Annotated in this window: 15 protein-coding genes; 9 read left to right on the forward strand and 6 right to left on the reverse strand. The window is 71.7% G+C overall.

Annotated features, from left to right (window positions below):
* Positions 1–26 precede the first annotated feature (26 nt).
* The 3 genes from O7553_RS19030 to O7553_RS19040 all read left to right on the forward strand — a co-directional run bounded on the left by O7553_RS19030 (position 27) and on the right by O7553_RS19040 (position 1167).
* Complete coding sequence (locus O7553_RS19030; protein ID WP_281551059.1) at positions 27–263, forward strand: winged helix-turn-helix domain-containing protein; 237 nt, start codon at positions 27–29, stop codon at positions 261–263.
* Between the two features lie 39 nt (positions 264–302).
* Positions 303–530 carry a winged helix-turn-helix domain-containing protein gene (locus tag O7553_RS19035; protein ID WP_281551060.1) on the forward strand — a complete coding sequence of 76 codons (228 nt, stop codon included), beginning with the start codon at positions 303–305 and terminating at the stop codon, positions 528–530.
* Positions 531–648: 118 nt separating this feature from the next.
* On the forward strand, positions 649–1167 hold the full coding sequence (locus tag O7553_RS19040) for a GNAT family N-acetyltransferase (protein ID WP_281551061.1): 519 nt from the start codon (positions 649–651) through the stop codon (positions 1165–1167).
* Positions 1168–1449: 282 nt separating this feature from the next.
* On the opposite strand, the gene O7553_RS19045 is transcribed toward O7553_RS19040, so the two are convergent.
* From O7553_RS19045 to O7553_RS19060, 4 genes are all read right to left on the reverse strand, one after another.
* Positions 1450–2103, reverse strand: a complete 654-nt coding sequence (locus O7553_RS19045; protein ID WP_281551062.1) for a hypothetical protein — start codon at positions 2101–2103, stop codon at positions 1450–1452.
* Positions 2100–2738, reverse strand: coding sequence for a hypothetical protein (locus tag O7553_RS19050; RefSeq protein WP_281551063.1), 639 nt, complete (start codon positions 2736–2738; stop codon positions 2100–2102). The genes O7553_RS19045 and O7553_RS19050 overlap by 4 nt, the downstream gene beginning before the upstream one ends.
* 95 nt (positions 2739–2833) lie before the next feature.
* Positions 2834–3730 (reverse strand): hypothetical protein, encoded by an 897-nt coding sequence (locus O7553_RS19055; protein WP_281551064.1) that lies wholly within the window; start codon positions 3728–3730, stop codon positions 2834–2836.
* Between the two features lie 109 nt (positions 3731–3839).
* Complete coding sequence (locus O7553_RS19060) at positions 3840–4118, reverse strand: helix-turn-helix transcriptional regulator (protein ID WP_281551065.1); 279 nt, start codon at positions 4116–4118, stop codon at positions 3840–3842.
* Positions 4119–4385: 267 nt separating this feature from the next.
* Here O7553_RS19060 and O7553_RS19065 point away from each other — a divergent pair, with 267 nt between their 5' ends.
* Entirely contained in the window at positions 4386–4871 is a 486-nt protein-coding gene (locus O7553_RS19065) for a hypothetical protein (RefSeq protein ID WP_281551066.1), read from the forward strand.
* Positions 4872–5017: 146 nt separating this feature from the next.
* Positions 5018–5422 (forward strand): hypothetical protein, encoded by a 405-nt coding sequence (locus tag O7553_RS19070; protein ID WP_281551067.1) that lies wholly within the window; start codon positions 5018–5020, stop codon positions 5420–5422.
* 209 nt (positions 5423–5631) lie between these two features.
* Here the strand turns inward: O7553_RS19070 and O7553_RS19075 are convergent, their stop codons facing one another.
* Both O7553_RS19075 and O7553_RS19080 read right to left on the reverse strand, forming a co-directional pair.
* Positions 5632–7050: an IS1380 family transposase gene (locus O7553_RS19075; protein ID WP_281551068.1), complete on the reverse strand. Its 1419-nt coding sequence runs from the start codon at positions 7048–7050 to the stop codon at positions 5632–5634.
* A 350-nt stretch (positions 7051–7400) separates the two neighbouring features.
* Positions 7401–8114, reverse strand: coding sequence for a transposase family protein (locus O7553_RS19080; RefSeq protein WP_281551069.1), 714 nt, complete (start codon positions 8112–8114; stop codon positions 7401–7403).
* A gap of 191 nt (positions 8115–8305) precedes the next feature.
* Here O7553_RS19080 and O7553_RS19085 point away from each other — a divergent pair, with 191 nt between their 5' ends.
* The 4 genes from O7553_RS19085 (at position 8306) to O7553_RS19100 (ending at position 20760) form a co-directional block, all read left to right on the forward strand.
* Positions 8306–8545, forward strand: a complete 240-nt coding sequence (locus O7553_RS19085) for a hypothetical protein (RefSeq protein ID WP_281551070.1) — start codon at positions 8306–8308, stop codon at positions 8543–8545.
* 142 nt (positions 8546–8687) lie between these two features.
* Positions 8688–20204 carry a non-ribosomal peptide synthetase gene (locus O7553_RS19090; protein ID WP_281551071.1) on the forward strand — a complete coding sequence of 3839 codons (11517 nt, stop codon included), beginning with the start codon at positions 8688–8690 and terminating at the stop codon, positions 20202–20204.
* Between the two features lie 11 nt (positions 20205–20215).
* Positions 20216–20350 (forward strand): hypothetical protein, encoded by a 135-nt coding sequence (locus O7553_RS19095; RefSeq protein ID WP_281551072.1) that lies wholly within the window; start codon positions 20216–20218, stop codon positions 20348–20350.
* On the forward strand, positions 20347–20760 hold the full coding sequence (locus O7553_RS19100; RefSeq protein ID WP_281551073.1) for a rhodanese-like domain-containing protein: 414 nt from the start codon (positions 20347–20349) through the stop codon (positions 20758–20760). The genes O7553_RS19095 and O7553_RS19100 overlap by 4 nt, the downstream gene beginning before the upstream one ends.
* The last annotated feature ends 255 nt before the right edge of the window (positions 20761–21015 follow it).

The raw sequence follows: 21015 nt of genomic DNA on the forward strand, positions 1-21015 counted from the left end.
ATGGCAGGGCAGACCTGGGAGCCCATATGCCCGTAAAGCCCAAGTGGCAGCAGATCGCCGACCACATCCGCTCGCAGATCGAATCCGGCGAGCTCGGTCCCGGCGATCGACTGCCATCGACCGCGCAGCTGCGTAATCAGTACAACGTGTCGGCGACGGTGGTTCGCCAAGCCGTGCTCGTCTTGCAGACGCAGGGCATCGTGCAGGGCGTACACGGGCTTGGGGTGTTCGTCGCCGACCGCGACGACGCCGCCGGCTCGTAGCGCTGGCGTACCCGCTGCCGGCTGTCGTCAGGAGCGCCGATGACCGTAGCGCGGCAGTGGGAGCGGGTCGCGGGCGACATCCGGGCGCAGGTCGAGTCCGGGCAACTGCGTCCCGGCGATCGGCTGCCGCCCACCGACCAGTTGCGGGAACAGCACCGGGTCGCGACGTCGGTCGTCCGCCAGGCCATCCTCGCCCTGCAGGCAGAGGGCACAGTCCGGGGCGTACCCGGGGTGGGCGTGCTCGTTGCCGGCTCGCAGCCGGTGTAGCTCAAGATCATGTGAGCGCTATGGACGTCTCAACGTCGACGAGACGTCCATAGCGCTCACATGATCTTGGGTGTCAGCAGGCGGATCATCCGGCGCCGGCCGCAGATAGGCTGCACGTATGCATCATCCAGCGCAACCGCAGGTGCGCCGAGCAACGAAGGCCGACGCTCCCGCCCTGGTGCGGCTCCGAGCGGTCATGCTGCAGGACATGGGCGCACCGGTCGGCGACGAGACGGCCGAATGGCGGTCGGCAGCCCTAGACTGGTTCAACCGGTCACTCGGCGACCCTGAAATGTTCGCGGCGTTCGTGGTCGACGACCCACAGCACGGCATCGTCAGCAACGCCGTCGGCCAGTGCGACCGGCACGCCCCCTCCCCCGGCAACCCGGGCGGGCTGCGCGGGCACCTGTTCAACGTGTGCACCGAGCCGGACCACCGTGGCCGCGGCTACGCCCGTGATTGCGTGCAGGCACTGCTGGACTGGTTCGCCACCGACACCACGGTCAGCGTCGTCGACCTGAACGCCACGGCGGGCAGCGGAAACCTATACCAGTCGATGGATTTCGCCCCGTCACGCCACCCGGCGCTGCAACTTCGCCGCGACCAGATGAGTGCGCCAGCACCAACTGCCCGCTGAACATCCCACGCGTCCTGCCGGGTCTCCGGCACCCCATCGCTCCCGGTGAGGTGATGCCACAGATGCATCTTGATGCACCTGTGGCATCAGACTCGGCCTGCATCCCCGACCCAACAAGATGACGCAGCGTTCATGTAGATGCACGCGATGCTGCCGACAATTGCGCGCCGCCTACCGAACTCCCAGCTCAACCAACCCTCGGCCGGCTATGCAAGGAACAGGTGATCACGCTGACCTTGATAGCACACACAAAGGAATCAATGTCGGTCAACGCTGACCAGGCTACAGATTCGACAGGTACGCCCTCAGGCTCTTGACTGCTTGGTGAGTCAGGATCGCAGCTTCCTCGACGTTGGCGCGGGACAGCTCCGACCAGGTGTAGATCTCCTGCGTACGGTCCTGTCGGCCACCGGCGAGCAGTTGTGCCACGCCGAGCTGGCTTGCCCGCATGGCATTGGCGACGTTTGCCAGCTTCGCCTGCTGCGTCTCGATCTCGTCGAGCAGGCGACGCAGTTGCTGCAGGTATGAGCCGGTGCTCCCGCCGCCCCCACCACTGCCGCCCCGGCTGGCCGGGCCGCCGATGGTGATCGTACGGTCGCCACCGCCCCGGCTCCGATGGCCGGGGTAGCGGCGGCGGACGCTGCTCAACGGTCTCGCACCGCCACCACCAGCGCCGGAGCCGCCCGAGGTCGTGCCGTCGCCCGCCCGAGCCTCACGTCGCCGGTCCAACACCGTGTTGATGAAGGCACCAGCGATGGCGACCGGCGCGGGCGGCAACCCCCATCGGGTGGCGGCAAGCCCGATCAGTGCGCCCAGCCCGGCACCGAGTTGCTGGACCAGCGTCCCGCTGCCCTCCTTGGCCACCTCATGCTTGAAACGCGACGCAAACGAGCGGTCCGGTGTCGAGCGCTGCTGTGCCTGCCGGCGGTACCTCATGACGCCACGATCGGATCCAACGCGGCGCAGGCCGCCGAGATCATCAAGGGCAGCACTTCCGCCACCTCACGCGCCAAGGACTCGGCTGTCAGGTTGAGTGGCTCCCCGCCAGCAGCGACGTGCTCCGAGTCATCGGCGTAGAAGGCGCACGCGGTCCACAGATCGGGATGCAGGAACGAGAACGACCACTGGGCATACACATCGCTCGACACGGCGACGAGGGGTTGGTCGCCGATGCCGATGCGGTGCTGGTGGGGGGCGTCCGGGGTGGAGCCGAGGCCCTGGGCCAACGGAAGCAGCTTGTGCCGGCTGAACACCGGCCGCAGATCGCCGTCCGGGTCAAACTCCACCAGCAGACCCCGGGCGATCAGATCGTCGACGTACCGGGCGGCCTGTGGCTCCGGCTTCGGTGCGGTCTCCAGCATCCGCACCAGCGACTCCCGGTTGACCGACAGCTTGGCGTGCCGGTCCGGGTAGAGGAACGCCGCCGCCCACACCGCCGCCTCGGTCTCGGTCAGCTCGACCAGGTCGTCGCCGAGGTGCACCTCGTAGCACTCCGGCGTCGGGTCCGGCGGACGCACGTACCGGTAGCGCGGACCCATGCTCAACCCGGCGGGCACGATCACAGTCGACATACCGCCCAGTCTCCCAGCCTCAGCCAAGCCGACGCCGGCGGCCAGAGCCTGGCCCGGCACGGGCACCGGCACCGGCACCGGCACCGGCAGACTCGTCAGGCCGCCATCTTCGCCACGTCGTACGCCTCGACGAAGTCCCGTGCCGCTGGCACCCGGTCGGCCACCTGCCCGAGGTCGGCCCGCAGTCCGGCGAGCCGCCTACGGCCACGCCCGGACTTCAGCTCGGCGATGTCGGGCAGCGCGTCCAGCCCGACAGTGCCCGCTGCGGTGGAGTCGCCCTGCTGGTGCAGCGCGATCGCCAGGCTGACCTTGCCGAGGATCTGGTTCCGCCGATAGACGGGGTCGTGGTGCGCCAGGCTGGCCTGCAGGCAGGGAACCGCCCGCTCGGGACGACCGAGCGCCAGCTGCGACAACGCCTCCACCGCGTTGACCTCGGTGTCGTTGACAAACCTGGTGTAGAGCGGGTCGTCGTCGCTGGGGCCACGGTCGTACGCGGTCTTCGCCCTGGCCAGGGCTCGGCTGGACTCGACGGCGTCGCCCATCAACGCGGACGCGTGGGTGGTCCGCAGATGCAGCAGGCTGGTCAGCCGAGGGGTCGCCCACGGGCCGGAGATGCGTCGGGCAGCCTCGGCGATCTGCAGAGACTCAACCGGCCGCACCTCCCTGACCAGCATCGCCATGACCACCATGGCGTGCACCTCAAGGTGCGGATCGTCGCGCAGTCGGGCGCGGACGATCGCCTCCTGCAGGTAGCGGCGCGACTCGACACGCCGCTCCGCGTCCAGCGCGAGCCAGCCGATCCAGGCTTCCAGGTCGCCGAGGTTGCTCTGCAGCGCGTCGCCGACCTGCCGGGGATAGGTTGCCTCCCGATCCCAGCGGGTCAGCCGGCGGTACATGGCGATGGCGACGTCGCAGAGGCTGCCGCCGCCGGCCGCCGCGTCGGCCCGCTCAAGGCTCGTGATGGTGGTTGACACCTGCTGCAGGTGCTCCATGCTCAGGTGCTGCGGCACATCGGGCGCGGTGACCCAGTCCCGCAGCGGGCTGGCGATGCCCAGGCCCGCCAGAGCGGCATTGATCGTGAACGCACGCCGGTCCGTAAGATCACCTCCATCGTCGTCCCACGATGTAACGTGTACCGCCCCGATCGTCGATGTCCAGAGATCGATTTTCCGGCTTCCCGGCGAGCAGGGCATCGAGTTGATCGACCGAGGTGCCGAGCGCTTCCGCGAGCCGCGCTCGGGTATACGGTTGTGGCTCGGCCTTACCCCGCTCCCACCGGGCGACCGTGGTCCGGTCGACCTGCAGACGTTCGGCCAGCCCTTCCTGGCTGAAGCCGGCCGCCCTGCGCCTCCTGATGAAGCTGTCCCGCCGTCCGGTCAACTGGACGCCCTCCCGTCGCGGCCCGTGTCCACGGTGCACATAAGTAACGCAGATCGGAAAGATCAATTCAACGGGCTGTGGACAACTCACACTTGTCATCCTTTCGTGGAAGTTCCCTTCCTACTTGACCTCAACGGTCTTGCTTTCTCGTTAGTCCGGTCGCGTGAAAAGCTGCCGGGGTACCAGTAGCAGCCACGGCGACCGAAGCGGGCGCGGCCTCGCCCTCGAACGACGGAGGCGATCCGACAGGGTCAGGAGGCACGACAAGTGAGCAGAGCGGAACGCGGTTGGCAGGCGTACCCGGGGGCCGTCGACGACCACGTAGACCTGCCGCCGGTCGGGCCCGGCCGTGTCGTCGGCGTCGGGGCCATCTGCGATCTCCGGCCCCAGCAGGCCGACTCGGCCGACACGCAGAGCTTCTCCGTCGGCGAGTTCGTCCTGCTGGACGACGGTCGGCGGGTGCTGCTGCACCAGGACCGTGGCTTCACACTCGGCCGCCGGTCGGCGGGCGACGCCCGTCCCGGTGCCGACCCGGCCACCGAGGCCATGGAAGAGGCCCGGGAGAGCGTCACCCGGTCCGTGTTGACCGTCGTGCTCCCCGATGACGACCAGACCGCCGAGGAGCATCCCTGGTCGTGGCTGGCTGACCTCGCACGCTCCCGTGGCCTGGACGTGCTCGCCGACGACCTGCGGGCTCTGCCGTACGAGGTGATTCTGACCGACGACGTGACCCGCTGGCTCGCACGCGGCTGACGCTCACCGGCGGCCGGGATGCGGCATCCGGGATCCGCCGCGTTCCGGCCGGTCGGCTTGCCAGTCCGCTACCTTCGATACGTCAAACGCTCGGCCAAGTTCCCGCGCCGGGGGCCACGCGCAGCGCGGCGTCGTAAGCTCTGAGTGTGACGCTCTGGACCGCAGCAGACGCCGCCCGCAACGCCGCCGCCGAGCTGGCAGGCGGCGGAGGTCTTCAGCACGCCTTCCGCTGTCTCCTTCAGCTCCTCGACGACTACGAACGAGCACTGACCACGGATGGTGTTCCCGCTGGAGCGGAGCTGTTCGCAACGGCACCATCCGAAACCGGCGACGTTCGGGTGGACGCCGCACTCGCTGGATTGGCCGAACATCTCGCCCGCCGGGATGGCTGGCGGCCACCGACCTGGGCCTTCGACCAGAATCGGTATGCAAAGCCATGGTGGTTCGTATCGGGACTCAAGTCCTGGCATGCCACCGCAATCGTCGAGTCACCACTGGCATTCCGCAAGCGCGGTGTGTTCATCACAGAATCGGCGCTAACGCGAGTATGAGTCTTCTCGATCGCAGCCAGATTCTTCATCTGTTCAACGAGCTATCCACCCTGATTCTTCGTGGGTCTGACGCCGTTCGATGACCAGCGAGTCTGCATCGTTGGCGGTGGATGTATCGGCTCCGTTGGGTGTGGTTGTGGGCCGGCTGTCGCGCCGGTGGCGTGGTCTCCTGGGGTTCCTCCTGGTCGTCGGGGCGGTGGTGTGGGTGGTCAGGTGGCGGGCATGGGCATCCGGCGGATGATCTCGATGGCGGTGGCCAGGTCGGTGGCCCAGGGCCAGGTGTGGGGTAGGCGTAGCCACCGGTAGCGGCGGGCGCGGACCAGGCGTGCGGGGGTCTGGAAGATCCGGTAACGCAGTGTCTTGGGCTCGGCCTTGGCCAGGGCGCCGGTCAGCGCGTAGAGGCGCATCCACGCGGTGAGGTCCACGGCGATGGTGACGGCGGCGCACCAGGCCTTGTTGACCTGCCATTGTTTGGACGGCAGATGCCCGAGGCCGGTGTCCTTGGTGGTGCGTACGTCGTCTTCGACGCGGGCGTGTACGCGGTGACGGGCGTCGGCGCGTTGCACGGACAGGCCGTCCGGGCCGTGGGCGCCGGTGTTGGTGACGAACGCCGAGTACCGGTAGCCGCAGGTGTCGAACAGGGTGGCCTGTTCGTGGTCGAACAGCTTGCGCCGGCGCACGATGACCCGCATCGTCTTCGGCCACTTCAGGCCGGTCAGCCGCTCGCGGAGCAGGTCGGTGATCTCGGTGACCTGAAGGCCGTCGATGACCTCGCCGGTGGTGTTGGACAGGCACGGGACCCACCAGTCGTCGGGTCGGCGGTTGCATGCCGCCCGGACGTGTTCGTCGACGTCGAACCCGATCGAGTACGCCACTCGACGCCCACCGGTCTGGTCGAGGCTGTGCAGCCAGTCGATGAGCGTGTGTGAGGCGCCGGCACCGTCGGAGGTGATCAGCAGGTCGTCGCGTCGGTCGGCGGGTATCTGCGCGATGGCCTGGCGCAGGACCTCGATCAGATCGGCGGCGGTGTTCGCCCCGGCGTTGCCGGGGCGGGGCATCAGGGCGGCCAGTTCACCGGTGTTGTCGATCCACACGCCGAGGCTGTGGAACCCGAACGTCTTCTTGAACGTCGCCTCGGCGTGTTCCTTGCGGGAATGGGCCACGGTGATGGTGCCGTCCACCCGCAGCACGATCGTCTCGCCCATGCTCAGGCCACCGGCGTAGGTCGCCTCCGGCACGCCGGCCGGTAGCAGGCTCCACAGATGCGCGCGCGACTTCGCCCGCGCGGCGTCGATGCGGTGCAGACCGCTGTCGCTGATCTCACCCAGCGCGCGCAGGGCGGTGGTGTCCGAGGCCACCGGCCCGAACAACGCGGCCTGGGCCCGTAGCGCCTCGATGTCGTACACGTCTGTCCCGCCAGCGGCGATCGAACACGCGATGTCAGTCAGGACCCGGCCCCGGTCATGGACCGGATCGAATCCCGGCCTGGCTAGCACGGTGGAGATGCCCGCCGTCAGGCCGGTGCGGTCGGCGAGCATGCGTAGGCCCGCCACCCCGACCATCGCCACCACCCCGTCACCGTCGGCGGTGACACGCAGGTCCTTCGACCATCCGGTAAGCTCACGCACGTCGGAAGTGCCTCCTCGCTAGAGATCCTGGTAGATGTCGCAATCACCATTTTCCCTTGCCTGGCAGGCACTTCCGCGTTTCCGGGCCTCACGAAACCGTTACAAGATCACGACCCCGTGAATATCCAGGGTCCACAGAGCTGCGCAACCAGGACATCCGCGCTGAGATCTTCCTGGTCGGTGGTGCGGCGATGGCCCTAGCCTACGACGCTCGCCGGGCAACCCGGGACATCGATGCCATCTTCGCCCCGAAAACCGGAGTGCACCTGGCGGCCGCTGCCGTGGCAGCCAGAAACGATCTTCCGGACGACTGGCTCAACGATGCCGTCAAAGGGTTCCTCCCTGGAGGTCTATTCACAGGCAATCCTGTAGAAGTGCAGCCCGATGACACAGGAGATCGTTTCCGTGAAGGTCGCGAGCGGTCTGCGGTAGTCGGTGTGCAGGATTCTCCAGGTCTTCAGGTTCGCGATGACCTGTTCGACGACCCAGCGGATCTTGTTGACCTGCCTGTTGTATTCCTTCTGCCACTCTGTGAGCTCGCCGCCCTTGGGCTTCTTGTACGGAGTGATCATGCCGTTGCCGACGTAGCCCTTGTCGCCGATCCAGTCTCCGGGATTCAGGCTGACGAGAACACCGGTGTCGTTGATCGCGTACGAGTCGTGGTGGTTGCCGGTGACGGGATCGGAGACCCAGGCGAGCGCGCCGTCGAGGGTACAGGCGACCTGGACGCTCATGCCCGTGGTCTTGTGCTTGCCGGAGTACAGACAGCGGTCCGTGCGCCATGACCAGCAGGGGAACAGAGTGCCGTCGACGATGTACTGGGCGGTCGGGTCGAGCTCGTCGGCGGTCGGCACGAACCCCGCCAGCACGCGGTCGAGGACCGGGGTGATGGCGGTGACCGCCCGTGAGATCGTCGACTGGGAGACGCCGTGCGCCTCGGCGATCTCCGCTTGGACGCGGTTGCGCCGCATGTAGGTCAACGTGACCACGAGGGCGCGGTAGAGGCCGAGGATCGGTGGCCATGGTTCCGTGCCCAGGTTCCGGCATTCGGTGCGGACCAGCACGCAGAGGTCGCGGATCTGATCGGTCGTGAAGCCGGTGGTATGATACATGTTCGGCGGTCCGCTTTTCTTTGGTTGTTGTGTGGAAACTCCATCCTATGGGAGGGCGGGCCGTCTCATTCATCGGGGGGTCCACTGTGGGTTGCTGGGCCCTGCTGAATAAGCCTCCTGGATCGGATCCCCAAGCACGCCAGGTGTTCGAAAACGACTCTCTTCGCGTCGACGTCGCCTCACCCGAGTATCTCCTCGCCATGAAACTCCTGGCAGCAAGAGAACAGGACATTGATGACATAGCCATCTTGTATCGGCTTTGCGGATTCACCACAGCGGCGCAAGGACTTGACCTGGTCGAGTCCGTGTATCCAGGACGACCGATCGCCCCCAAGGTTCAATTCATGCTTGAGGAGCTGTTCCCGGATCCAGCCGAGCAGTAGCGACGAGCGCTTCCGGCGCGCAGCTACGCCAAGCCGGACTGGCTCACACGCCGACGCTCGCCGGCACACGACACCCGGGATTCGCCGCGTTCCGGCTGGCCGGACCAGGTGGGGTGTCGACCGGCTCGGCTAGGGTCTGGCCGTGCTGATCACGGACGGGCCGAACGGCGAGAAACACCTGCTCGATGTGCTGATCGCAGCCGCCGACGCCGCCCCGGATCAGACGAGCACGCACGTACGCGGGGACGGCACCGAACGCGTCGTCACCCACCGTCAGCTGCGCGACGACGCACTACGGGTCGCCGGTGGGCTGCGGGACGCCGGGATCGCGGCCGGCACGCCGGTGATCCTGCTGGCCGATGCCGGCGACGACTTCCAGCCGGTGTTCTGGGGCGCGCTGGCGGCCGGGCTGGTCCCCGTACCGCTGCCGGCGGAACCGACCCGGGTGGCCGGCGTGCGTGACCTGCTCGGCGGCGTACCGGTGATCGTCGACGACGCCTGCGCCCCGGTGGCGCGGCAGGCCGACGCCCCGGCGCTGCGCCTCGCCACCTTGCGGGCCGGCGGGAGAGCACCACGCAAGCTGCCGACACCCGACCCCGACTCACCCGCGTTCCTGCAGTTCTCCTCCGGTAGCACCGGCACTCCGCGCGGCGTCGAGCTGCGACACCGCAACGTGCTGGCGAACCTACGGCAGATCGGCCAGGCCGCCGCACTGACCGCCGACGACGTCTCGGTCAGCTGGATGCCGTACTTCCACGACATGGGGCTGATCGGCACCCACCTGGCGCCGCTGGCCGCCCGGCTGCGGCAGGTGCGGATCGGCCCGCTGACCTTCGCGAAACGGCCGCTGCTGTGGTTCAGCGCCGCGCACCGGCACCGGGCCACGCTGCTGTCGGCGGCCAACTTCGCCCTCGCCCTCGCCGTCCGGCGGGTGCCGGCCGAGGCCCTGGCCGGGCTGGACCTGAGCGCCGTACGGCTGATGATGGTCGGCGCGGAGCCGATCTCGCCGGTGGTGTGGCGGGCGTTCGTCGAACGGACCCGGCCCGCCGGGCTCGACCCGGCCGCACTGCAACCGGTGTACGGGCTGGCCGAGGCGACCCTCGCCGTCACCGTCCCGCCGCTGGGCGAGACCGCCGTACCGGTGCGGGTGGACCGGACGGCGCTCGCCGCCGGCACGGTGCAGCCGGCTGCCGCAGGCGACCCGGGCGCGGTGGAGTTCATGGACGTCGGGCCGCCGGTGCCCGGCTGTCAGGTGCGCGTCGTCGACGACGCCGGCAACGTCGTCGGAGGCGACGACGCCGGCCGGATCGTCGGTGACGGCCGCGACGGCGGTGCGCCGCAGGTCGGCCGGATCGAGGTACGTGGCCCGAACGTGGCCGCCGGCTACCACGGTGATCCGACGGCCACCGCCGAGGTGTTCGTCGACGGGTGGCTGCGTACCGGTGATCTGGGATTTTTGCGCGACGGCGGCCGGCTCTGCGTGACCGGCCGGGCCAAGGACGTGGTGTTCGTCAACGGCCGTACGTTCCACGCCGCCGACCTGGAGGAGGTCGTCGCCGGCACGGCCGGGCTGCCGGCGGGGCGGGTCGCGGTGATCGGCTGCAGCGACCACGACAGCGGTGCCGAACGGATCGTGGTCTTCGTGCAGTGGGCCGGCACCATGGCGCCATCGGCCGACGCCGCTGCGGTGCTCGGTGAGGTGGCGGCCCGGATCGTGGCGGCGACCGGGCACGACCAGGTACGGGTGCTGCCGGTGCCGGCCGGGGCGTTCCCCCGCACCACCAGCGGCAAGCTGCGTCGGCCCCGGCTGCGCCAGCGGTACGCCGCCGGTGACTTCGCCGCCGTCGAACAGCGCTGGGCGGCAACGGCACCGTCGACGTCGGCGATCGCACCGACGATGAGCACGGTGGCCGGCGGCGGGAGCCGCGACGAGGTGGAGCGGGTCGTGCGGGCGGTGTGGGCGCGAGTGCTGCGCCGGCCAGCCGACGGGATCGGCGTCCACGACCGGTTCAGCACGCTGGGCGGTTCGTCGCTGCAGGCGATGGAGGTGCTGGCCGGACTGGAGGACGCGTTCGGCCGCGAACTCGACCCGGCCGAGCTGCGGGAACGGGCGACGGTGGCGGCGCTGGCCGACCATCTGCTCGCCCCAGTGCAGGACGGGAGCCTGAAACCGGCCCGACCGGCGAGCGGGCCAGCCGCCGCTGCGGCTGCCGGGCCGGCGGACGGGGTGGCGATTATCGGGCTGGCCTGCCGGTTCCCCGGTGCGGACAGCCCGGACGAGTTCTGGCGGCAGCTGCTAGACGGGCGCGACAGCGTCGGCGAGATCCCGCCGCAGCGGTGGCGGCCGGTCGAGGGCGAGACCGCCCGCTGGGGGGCGTTTCTTGACGACCCGGCCGGCTTCGACGCCGGCTTCTTCGGCATGTCCGACACCGACGCCGACCACGCCGACCCGCACGCCCGGATCTTCCTGGAGTTGGCGCACGAGGCGTTGGAACGCGCCGGGTACGCCGGGCCGCGCCGGCACGGCCGCCGGGTCGGGGTGTTCGCGGCGGTCGGCGAGAGCGGCTACACCGAACTGCTCCGCGCCGATTCCGACGTCACCGGCGAACCGGCCGCGCTGGTCGGCAACCTGCGCAACCTGATCCCGGCCCGCGTCGCGCAGGCCCTCGACCTGACCGGGCCGGCGATCGCGGTCGACACCGCCTGCTCGTCGGCGCTGGTCGCGCTGCACCTGGCAGTACGCAGCCTGCGCGAGCGCGAATGTGACCTGGCCGTGGTCGGCGGGGTCAACCTGAACCTGACCCCGACCGGGCACCGGCTGCTCGCCGCCGCCGGGGCGCTGTCGGCCACCGGCCGGTGCCGGGTATTCGCCGCCGACGCCGACGGGTTCGTGCCCGGCGAGGGCGGGGCCGCGCTGGTCCTGGCCCGCGTCGACGACGCCCGCGCCGCCGGGGACGGACTTCTTGCCCTGGTACGCGGGACCGCCGTCAACAACGACGGCCGCTCGCTGAGTCTGCTGGCACCGAACCCGTTGCGCCAACGGGAAGTGGTCGCCCAGGCGTACCGGGACAGCGGCGTCGACCCGACCATCGTGTCCTACGTGGAGGCCCACGGGACGGGTACGGAGCTCGGCGACCCGGTCGAGGTGCGGTCGTTGGCGTACGCCTTCCCGCCGCGCCCGGACGGCCGGCCCCGGCTGCTCGGCTCGGTCAAGTCGAACCTCGGTCACCTGCTCAACGCCGCCGGGATGCCGGCTCTGGTCAAGGTGATCCTGGCGCTACGGCACCGGCAACTGCCTCCGTCGCTGCACGTCGGCACCCCGTCGCCCCGGCTGGACCTGGCCGGCGCCGGGTTCGAGGTGGCGACCGGCGCGCAGGACTGGGTCGACGATGACGGTCCGTTGACCGCCGGGGTGAACGCGTTCGGGTTCGGCGGCACCAACGCGCACGCGATCCTGCAGGAGGCCGATCCGGCACCGGCACCGCAGCAGGCTGCCGGGGCGACCATCGCCGGGCCGCCGTACCTGTTGACCTGCTCGGCGGCGACCGAGGTCGCGTTGCGGCAGTCGCTGCAGGACCTCGCCGCCCATCTCGACGCGCATCCGGAGCTGGATCCCGGCGATGTCTGCGCCACCGTCAACACCGCCCGGGACGACCGGCCGCACCGGGTCGCTGTCGTCGGCGACAGCACCGCCGGGCTCGCCGCCGCGTTGGCCGCCGCCGCGTCCGGCCCGGTCACCGAGGTGGTACGCCGGCCGCGTACCGCCGTGGTGTGGCCCGGCGACGAGACCGGGCCGACGGCGGTCTGCCGGCGGCTCGCCGACTGGGGGGTGGTGCCCGACGCCGTCGTCGGCGACGACGCCGACCAGCTGCGGGCACTGCTCGACCAGGGCTACGACGTGCTGCTCGGCCTCGACCCGGACCGGCTGACCCTGGCCGAACGCGAGGCGTCGCCGGAGGCGGCGGACCGGGTCGAGATGCTGTCGGTGCCGCCGACCGACGCCGACGGCGGGCTGACCGGGCTGGTCGGGGCGCTGTGGCAGCGCGGAGTCGCCCTGGACCGGGTCCGGCTCTCCGGTGGTCGGCGCCGGGTGGCCGTGCCGACGTACCCGTTCCAGCGGCGACGGCACTGGCTGCCGGCGACCATGAAGGACGATCTGGTCCATCAGGTGCGCTGGTCGCCACTGCCGGTGCCGGCCGGCCACTCCCCCGCCTCGGTGCATCTGACCGGGCCGGGTGCGGTGCCCGGCGGCCCGCTGGCGGACGGGCTGCGCGACCGGCTGGCCGCCGACGGCATCGAGCTTGTCACCGGGACCGGTGACGCCGAGCTCATCGTCTACCTGGCCAGCGTCGACCCGTTCGACGTCGACGGCGGTGTGGCCGGGCTGGACGCGGCCGTCGACGCCACGCTGCACGGCGTGACCGGGCTGGTCGCCACGCTGCCCGAACGCGGTTTCCGGCTGCTGGTCGTCACCCAGGACGCGGTCAGCACCGGAGCGGCCGGTGAACGGCCGGACCCGGTGCAGAGCCTGGTCAACGGGTTGACGGCCGCGCTCGCCGACGAACACCCGGACAACACGGTGTCCGGAGTGGACCTGTCAGCGGCCGATGACGTGCCGGCCCGGGTCGACGCGCTGGTCGCCGAAGTGGCGACCGTCGGGGCGCGGTCAGATCCGGCGGCGGTGGAGTCGCGGCCGGCGGAGTCGAGGCCGGTGGCGTGGCGGGGCGGGCAGCGGCTGGGCCGGCGGCTCGTCCCGGCCGAACCGGCCGCCGAGGACACGACGGAACCGGTCGACGCCGACGGCGTACAGCTGATTGTCGGTGGCACGGGTGGTGTCGGCGCCGCGCTCGCCGCGGACCTGGCCGCTCGCGGACACCGCCGGATCGTGCTGGCCGGCCGCGCCGCCGCCGCGCCGGACCGTCTGGTCGACCGGCTGCGTGCCCTCGGCGCGCAGGTCGGCTACCGCCGGTGTGACATCACCGACGCCGCCGACGTCGACGCGCTGATCGCCGGGCTGCCCGACCTCGCCGGGGTGTTTCACGCCGCCGGTGCGGTCCGGCCCGGCCCGCTGCGGTCGAGGTCCGTGGCGCAACTGCAGGCCGTGCTGGCGCCGAAGGTACGCGGCGGTCACCTGCTGGTCCGGGCGCTGCGCCGGTACGGTCGACGGCCGGCGACCGTGGTGGCGTTCACCTCGGTCAGCGCGCTGCTGCCCGGACTCGCCGGGGCGGTCGGTGACTACGCCGCCGCCAACGCCTTCCTGGACACGTACGCCGCCGTCGAGCGGGCCGCCGGACGGCCGCTGCGTACCGTCGGGTTCTCGGCCCTGGCCGATGCGGGGATGGCCGCCCACCCGGGGCTCGCGGCGCGGCTGGCCGCCCGGGGACTGCCGGCGCTGCCGTTCGACGACGCCCTGCCGGCGCTGTGGTCGGCGCTGCGCCGACCCGCCGCCCACCTAGTCGTCACCCGGCTGACCGCTGCGGGCGAGGCTGCGACAGTCACCGCGAGCGTGCCTCCAGTGGACACCCTGCCGCAACCGCAGGCCGTGCCGAGTCGTGACGCGGACCGGCAGCTGGACACCCCGGGCGAAATCGGGGACATGCTGCGGCGGCTACTCGCCGACGCGCTCGACTGCGACCCGGCGCAGATCGACGACGACACGTCGTTCCTCACCCTCGGCCTGGACTCACTCACCGCCATCGACCTGGTCAAGACCCTCGAAGGTGAACTCGGCCGGCCGCTGCCGACCATGCTGCTGTTCGAGCACGGCACCATCGCCACGCTCGTTGACCGGCTGGCGGATCCGTTGCCGGCTGTTGCTCCGACCGCCGTCACCGCCGACGGCGACGCGGAGTCGTTCGCGCTGTCCGGGGTGCAGCGGGCGTTCCACACGCTGCACCGGCTCTACCCGCAGGTCGCCGCGTACGGGTTCGTCCGGCACTCCGTCACCGGACCGCTCGACGCCGACCTGCTCGGGCAGGCCCTGGCGCAGCTGACGCGCCGGCACCCGATGCTGCGGATGCGGTGGACCGACGACGGTGCCGCGCCGCCCCGTCAGCTGATCGGCCCGCCGACGCCGGCCGCCGACTGGTACGCCGTCCACGACTACGGCCAAGGTGACGGTGACGGTGACGTCGACACGCTGACCGAACGGCTGTGCAACGAGCCGATCGACCTGACCCGCCGACCGCCGCTGCGCGCCGCCCTGATCCGGACCGGTCCGGACGCCGCCCAGCTGCTGCTGGTGCTGCACCACGCCGCCGGGGACGGGGCCAGCCTGAGTGTGCTCAGCGAGGAGCTGTGGCAGGTGTACGGGGCGCTGGCCGCCGGCCGCGTACCGCAGCTGCCGGCGGTGCCGGCGACGTTCCGCGACCACCTGGCCGTCGCCGCGCCGGCACGCGCGGAAGACCTGGCCTTCTGGCGGGAGACCCTGGCGTCGTGGCCGACCGGGCTGCGGCTGCCGTGGCGCGACCCGGCCGCACCGCCCGCGCCGCCGTACGCCGCTCATCAGGTCGCCGTCGACCCGCCGACGGTGGCCGCGTTGACCCGGGCGGCCGCCGCCGCACAGGTGTCGCTGTTCCACCTGTTGCTCGCCGGGTACGCCCGGTGCCTGGCCCGCGCCAGCGGGCAGCGCACCGTCACCGTGTCGGTGGCGCGGGCCGGCCGCGACGCCCGGCTGCCCGGCGTCGACCGGGTCGTCGGGCCGTTCGCCGACATCCTGCCGGTGACGGTCGACGTCGACCCGACCGAGCCGGCGGCCGACCTCGCGCGGCGGGTCCTGGCCGCCTGGCTGGTCGCGCAGCGGCACGGCATGGTCGACGCGGTCGACCTGGCGCGGGCGACGCCGCGACCCGCCGACCCGGCTGCCGACGCCGGCAGCGGCGTCGGCGGCCGGCCGGTCACCACCAGCCCGGCCAGTTTCAGCTTCGCCCGTTTCCCGGCCACAGCGGATACGGACTGCCCGGTACGGGTGTCGCCGGTCGCCGCCGGCACCGCGTCGGCCGGCACCCGGCTGGGGCTGCTCTGCTGGCCCGACGGCGAGCGGCTGCGGTTCGCCTGGAACCATCCGGTGGCGTCGCTGGACCGGGCGGCCGTCGCCGGGCTGGCCGCCGATTTCCTCGCCGAACTGGCTGACCTGGCCAAGCAGACCGACCCGCCCTCGAGGGAGTCCACTTCGGGGATGCTGCCGTCGGTAGTGGAGCGAATCGGGCAGGTGTGCCGCCGGCACGCCGACGCCGTCGCAGTCGAGGCGGGCGAGCTGCGGATGACATACCGGCAGTTGGACGCCGCCGCCGACCGGGTCGCCGCCGCGCTACGCCACCACGGCGTACAAGCCGGTGACCTGGTCGGATTGCTGGCCGCGCGCGGACCCGCCGCCGTCGCCGCCATCGTCGGGGTGCTGCGCGTCGGAGCCGGCTGGGTGCCGTTGGACGTCGCCCACCCGGCAGCCCGCCACCGCGATCAGCTGCGGCGAAGCGGCGCACAGGTGCTGTTGCACGACACCGAGTCGACGACGCTGGCCGATGCGCTGGCCGGGCTGGTCATGGTCGACGTCGACACGGTCATCGTCAACGGGACCACTGCCGACCCGGTCACAGACGGCACGGCCGCTGCCGACCCGGACGGTACGGCGTACGTCATCTTCACCTCCGGGTCGACCGGCCGGCCCAAGGGCGTGCCGGTCAGTCACCGCTCGATGTCGAACTACCTGCGCTGGGCGGTCGACACGTTCGGCTACCACAGCGGTGACCGGCTGGCGCAGACCTCATCGTTGTGCTTCGACGCCTCCGTCCGGCAACTGCTGGCACCGCTGCTGGTCGGAGCGACGGTCGTCGTACTCGCCCCGCAGGTGCTGCGCGACCCCGACGAGGTGCTGCGCCGGGTCGAACACGACCGGATCACCGTCTGGAGCTCGGTGCCGACGCTGTGGGGTCAACTGCTGGCGGCGGCGCAGCGGCGTACCGCCTCGATCGGGCGACCGGACCTGTCGGCGCTGCGCTGGATCCACGTCGGCGGCGAAACGCTGCCTCCCGGGCAGGTGCGGAGCTGGTTCGACCTGTTCGGCCCCGGGCACCGGATCACCAACCTGTACGGGCCGACCGAGGCGACCATCAACGCCGCCTGGTTCCTGATCGACCGGCGGCCGGCCGACGGCCTGCGGCGGATGCCGATCGGCCGGCCGGCCGCCGGCGCGACGCTGGCCGTCGTCGACGCCGCCGGGCGGCCCTGCCCGCCGGGTGAGGCCGGCGAGCTACTCATCTCCGGGCCCGGGTTGACCAGTGGCTACCTGGACGATGCGGCACAGACTGAGGCGGCGTTCGTCCACCGCGACGGCCGGCGCTGGTACCGCAGCGGCGACCGGGTCCGCGTCGGACCCACCGGGGACCTGGAGTTCCTCGGCCGGCTCGACGACCAGGTGAAGCTGCACGGCCACCGGATCGAGCCGGCAGAGGTCGAAGCGGCGCTGGGCAATCACCCGGCGGTCGCCACGGCGGTGGTGCTGCTCCGGACGCAACCGTATCCCCGGCTCGTCGCGTACGCGCAACTGCGGGCCCCGAGCGCGGACGCCGCCGACCTGCGCCGGCACCTCGCCGACCGGCTGCCGCCGCAGTGGGTTCCGGCCCGGATTCACCTGGTACGGGAGCTGCCGACGACCGCCACCGGCAAGGTTGACCGGCTGGCATTCACCGGGCTGCCGAGCGAGGATGCAGACTCGGCCGACGACGCCCCGCCGCCTGCCGTTGGCAAGGCACCGCGCACCGGTACGGAGCGGCGGGTGGCGCAGGTGTGGCAGTCCGTGCTCGGGTTGCCCGCCATACACCGCGACGACGATTTCTTCGCCATCGGTGGCGACTCCATCGTGGCCCTCGACGTCTTCGCCCGGCTGCGGGAACACTTTTCGGTCTTGCCCCGCCCGACGGTCATCTACGACCACCGCACCCTGGCCGGGCTGGCTGCGGCGATCGACGAAGCCGCCGCCGGGGTGCCGGCGGACGCGGCGGCTCCGGGCCCGTCGTGCCCGGCCGCGTCCGCTGCGGACAGATCGACGGTCGCGTACGACCCACGGCCGTTTCCACTCGCCCCCGCCCAGCGTGGCTTCCTGCTCGCCGAGGCCGTCGCGCCTGGCAGCAGCTCGACCTGGCTGGCCCGGCTGCGGATGTCCGGTCGGCTGGACCGGCGCCGCTTCCAGCAGGCGGTCGACGTCACCGTGGCCCGGCATCCGATGCTGCGTACCGTGTTTCCGGCCGGGGCCCGGCCACCGGTGCAGCAGGAGTTGCCGGCGACGCTGCGGCTGCCGGTGCTGTTCGAGACCATCGGGTCGGCCGACCAGCTCGACAGCCGGGTCGCCGGCCTGGTCGACGACCGGGTCGCGCGGGAACGTCAGCGGACGTTGGAGCCGTGGGCCTGGCCGTTGCTGCGGCTACTGGTGCTGGCCGTCGGGCCGGACGAGCATATCCTGCTGGTGCACGCCCACCATTTGATCGGCGACGGGTACAGCGCGGCGCTACTCGGGCGGGAACTGCTGACTCTGCACGACGCGCTGGCGGTCGGAGCGCCGGTCGACGTCGCGCCGCTGCGCACGACCTTCCGTGACTACGTGGCCTGGCAGCGGCAGCGGCAGCGGCAGCGGCAGCGGCAGCGGCAGCGGCAGCGGCAGCGGCAGCGGCAGCGGCAGCGGCAGCGGCAGCGGCAGCGGCAGGATGATCCGGATCCGCAGGCAGACCGCTGGTGGCGGGAACGGTTCGGGCAGCCGTACCGGCCGCCGACGCTGCGCGCCTCGACCGGTGCCGCAGGAACCGACAACACCGGGCAGTCGCACACCGCAGGATTCACCTTGGATGGTGCGGTGTCCGCCGCGCTGGGCCGGCTGGCCGCCGCCGCGGGCAGCAGCGGGTACGCGCCGGTGCTCACCGCGTACCGCCGGGGGTTGGCCCGGCTGACCGGCCAGGACGACCTGGTGATCGGTCTGACCGTGACCGGCCGGGATCACCCCCTACCGGACCTGCATCGGCTCTTCGGACCGTGCGCGGTGCTGCTGCCGCTGCGGCTGACCGGTGCCGGGCGGGCGTTCGACAACGATCTGGCCCAGGTGGCCGGCGAGGTCGCCACGGCCCGCCGGCACGGCGCCGAAGGGGAGCTGGTTCCGGCCGAGTCCGCCGGCAGCCGGCCGACGGCGATGCTGGCCGGGGCGCAGTTCATCTTCAGCTCCCTCGACTTCACCGGGATCGGACCGACCGGTGACGGCGCACCGGGTGGGTTGACGCTGCACTGGGACGACGGCGACAGCGAACTGGAACCGCCGCCGGTCGGCACCGACGTGTTGCTGACCGCCCGACCAGTCGACGCCGGGCTGCGGGTCACCGTCCGGGCGACGGCACAGGCGCTGGACCCGGACCGCTTCGCCGACTTCGTCGCCGCGATGGCGGCCGACCTGATCGCGGCCGGAACGGACAGCGCCGGAACGGACAGCGGCCCGGACGCCGCCGCGGGTGCGGGGCTGCCGACGCGGCGGGCGACGGGACCAGACCCCGGGGCCGCGCTGGACGCGGCGATCGTCGGCTACCTGCCGGCACCGGCCCAGCTGGCGAGGTTGGCCAGGGTACCGGCGGCGGCGCTGCCCCGGGAGCAGATCCGCAAGCTGCTGTTTCCCGACGGTGCTCCCCGCCTGCTGGAAGAGTTGGTCACCCCGCTCGGGCGGTCCGGTTTCGTCTGCCTACCGCTGTTCGCCGACGAACTCGACGGCGGTGTCGCCGACGTCGTGGCACGGGCGGTCGAGCACGCGGCAGGTCAGGGAGCACGCTGCGTGTCGCTCGCCGGGCTGGTGCCGTCGTTCACCGGCTACGGCTTCGACGTACTGCGGCAGGTGAATCCGGCGGTACGGGTAACGACCGGGCACGCGACGACCGCCACCTCGGTGGTGCTGACCACGCTGGCGGCCCTCGACGCCGCCGGTCGTGATCTCGCCGCCGGGCCGCTCGCCGTGGTCGGTCTGGGCTCGATCGGCCGGTCGGCGCTGGAGCTGCTGCTGGGCCAGGGTGGGCAGCATCCGCCACGGATCGTGCTGGCCGATCTGCCCGGCAGCCGGCGACGGCTGGCCGACTACCCGGACCGGTTGCGGCGCCTCGGGTACCGGGGCGACCTGGTCTGGGCCGATTCGACGCCCACTGCCGCGCCACCGGTGTACGCGGCGACGACCATCGTCGCGGCGGTGAGCAGCGCCACGGAGATCGTCGACGTGGACCGGCTGCGCCCAGGGACCGTGCTGGTCGACGACTCGTTCCCGCATTGTGTGAACCCGGCCGCCGCACTGCGGCGGATGCGCGACGATGGCGACGTGCTGGTGGTGGGCGGCGGGCTGCTCTCCTGCGGCCCGGTGCGGCGGGTCCTGCCCGCCGGTCTGCCGGCGGCGGCAGTGGCCGGGTACGCGGCACGCACCGCGCTGCCGGACACGGTGGCCTCGTGCCAGCTGGAGTCGCTGCTGCAGGCGGACCGGCCGGAGCTGCCGCTGGTGCATGGTCTGGTCGACACAGATCTGACGGCGGCGTACTGGTCTGCGGCGCGCAGGGCCGGGACAACGGCTGCCCCACTGCATCTGGGCGGCACTACTGTCGCCGAGTTGATCGACGGGCGGCTGGCGGCGGCGCGGCACGTCCGCTCATAGAAAGGGGTAGCATGATCACCATCACCACCGAGACGCGAGCCGACCACCTGGCGGCCGATACGCGACGAGCCGTTCATCCGCACGACCACGGCGACTCGTCCGGGCTGCAGCTGCTGGCTGCGGACCGGCCCGGAGCCAAGTGGTGACCCGGCCGCCCGAACGGCCCGGACCCGGCATCGACCGGCTACTCGACCAGGTACGCGAACGGTTGGACCGGGTCAACCCGGTCGTTGCCCGGCAGGCCCAGCGCGAAGGTCGAGCGATGCTGGTCGACATCCGGCCGATCGCCCAACGCGCGGAGTTCGGGGAGATCCGCGACGCGCTCGTGATCGAACGCAACGTGCTGGAATGGCGGCTCGACCCCCGTAGCGCGGCCCGGATCGACCTCGCCGACGACCTGCGACTGTGGCCGATCATCTTCTGTCAGGAGGGGTACGCCTCCTCGTTGGCGGCCGCCTCGCTCCAGGACATCGGTTTAGCCCGGGCCACCGACCTGACCGGTGGTTTCGCCGCCTGGCAGGCCGCCGGGCTACCGGTGGTCAACCCGCACCGGTAAGACTCCCTCCACCGCCATCGGACCACAGTGCCCTCCGCCGGTGGCGCCCAGGTACCACCGGGATGCGGGCAACGACCATTGATCGCCGGGCCGACGGCTGATCGAATGTAGGCCGGCCGGCCCGGCGAGAGCACCGCGGCCCGATCGTCAAGGAGCCTCATGAGCATGTCCCGTCGGAAGATGGGTCTACTGGGCACGGTGTCGGTCCTGGTGGCTGTCGCCGGCTGCTCGCCGTAACCGGAGGACCCGCCGGCC

Source organism: Solwaraspora sp. WMMA2059 (assembly GCF_027497315.1).
Classification (GTDB): Bacteria; Actinomycetota; Actinomycetes; order Mycobacteriales; family Micromonosporaceae; genus Micromonospora_E.

Bases quoted from the DNA above. Each gene is read 5' to 3' on its own strand.
- O7553_RS19055 (WP_281551064.1), bottom strand. From the start codon at position 3,730: ATGGAGCACCTGCAGCAGGTGTCAACCACCATCACGAGCCTTGAGCGG.
- O7553_RS19050 (WP_281551063.1), bottom strand. From the start codon at position 2,738: ATGTCGACTGTGATCGTGCCCGCCGGGTTGAGCATGGGTCCGCGCTAC.
- O7553_RS19040 (WP_281551061.1), top strand. From the start codon at position 649: ATGCATCATCCAGCGCAACCGCAGGTGCGCCGAGCAACGAAGGCCGAC.
- O7553_RS19030 (WP_281551059.1), top strand. From the start codon at position 27: ATGCCCGTAAAGCCCAAGTGGCAGCAGATCGCCGACCACATCCGCTCG.
- O7553_RS19095 (WP_281551072.1), top strand. From the start codon at position 20,216: ATGATCACCATCACCACCGAGACGCGAGCCGACCACCTGGCGGCCGAT.
- O7553_RS19045 (WP_281551062.1), bottom strand. From the start codon at position 2,103: ATGAGGTACCGCCGGCAGGCACAGCAGCGCTCGACACCGGACCGCTCG.
- O7553_RS19035 (WP_281551060.1), top strand. From the start codon at position 303: ATGACCGTAGCGCGGCAGTGGGAGCGGGTCGCGGGCGACATCCGGGCG.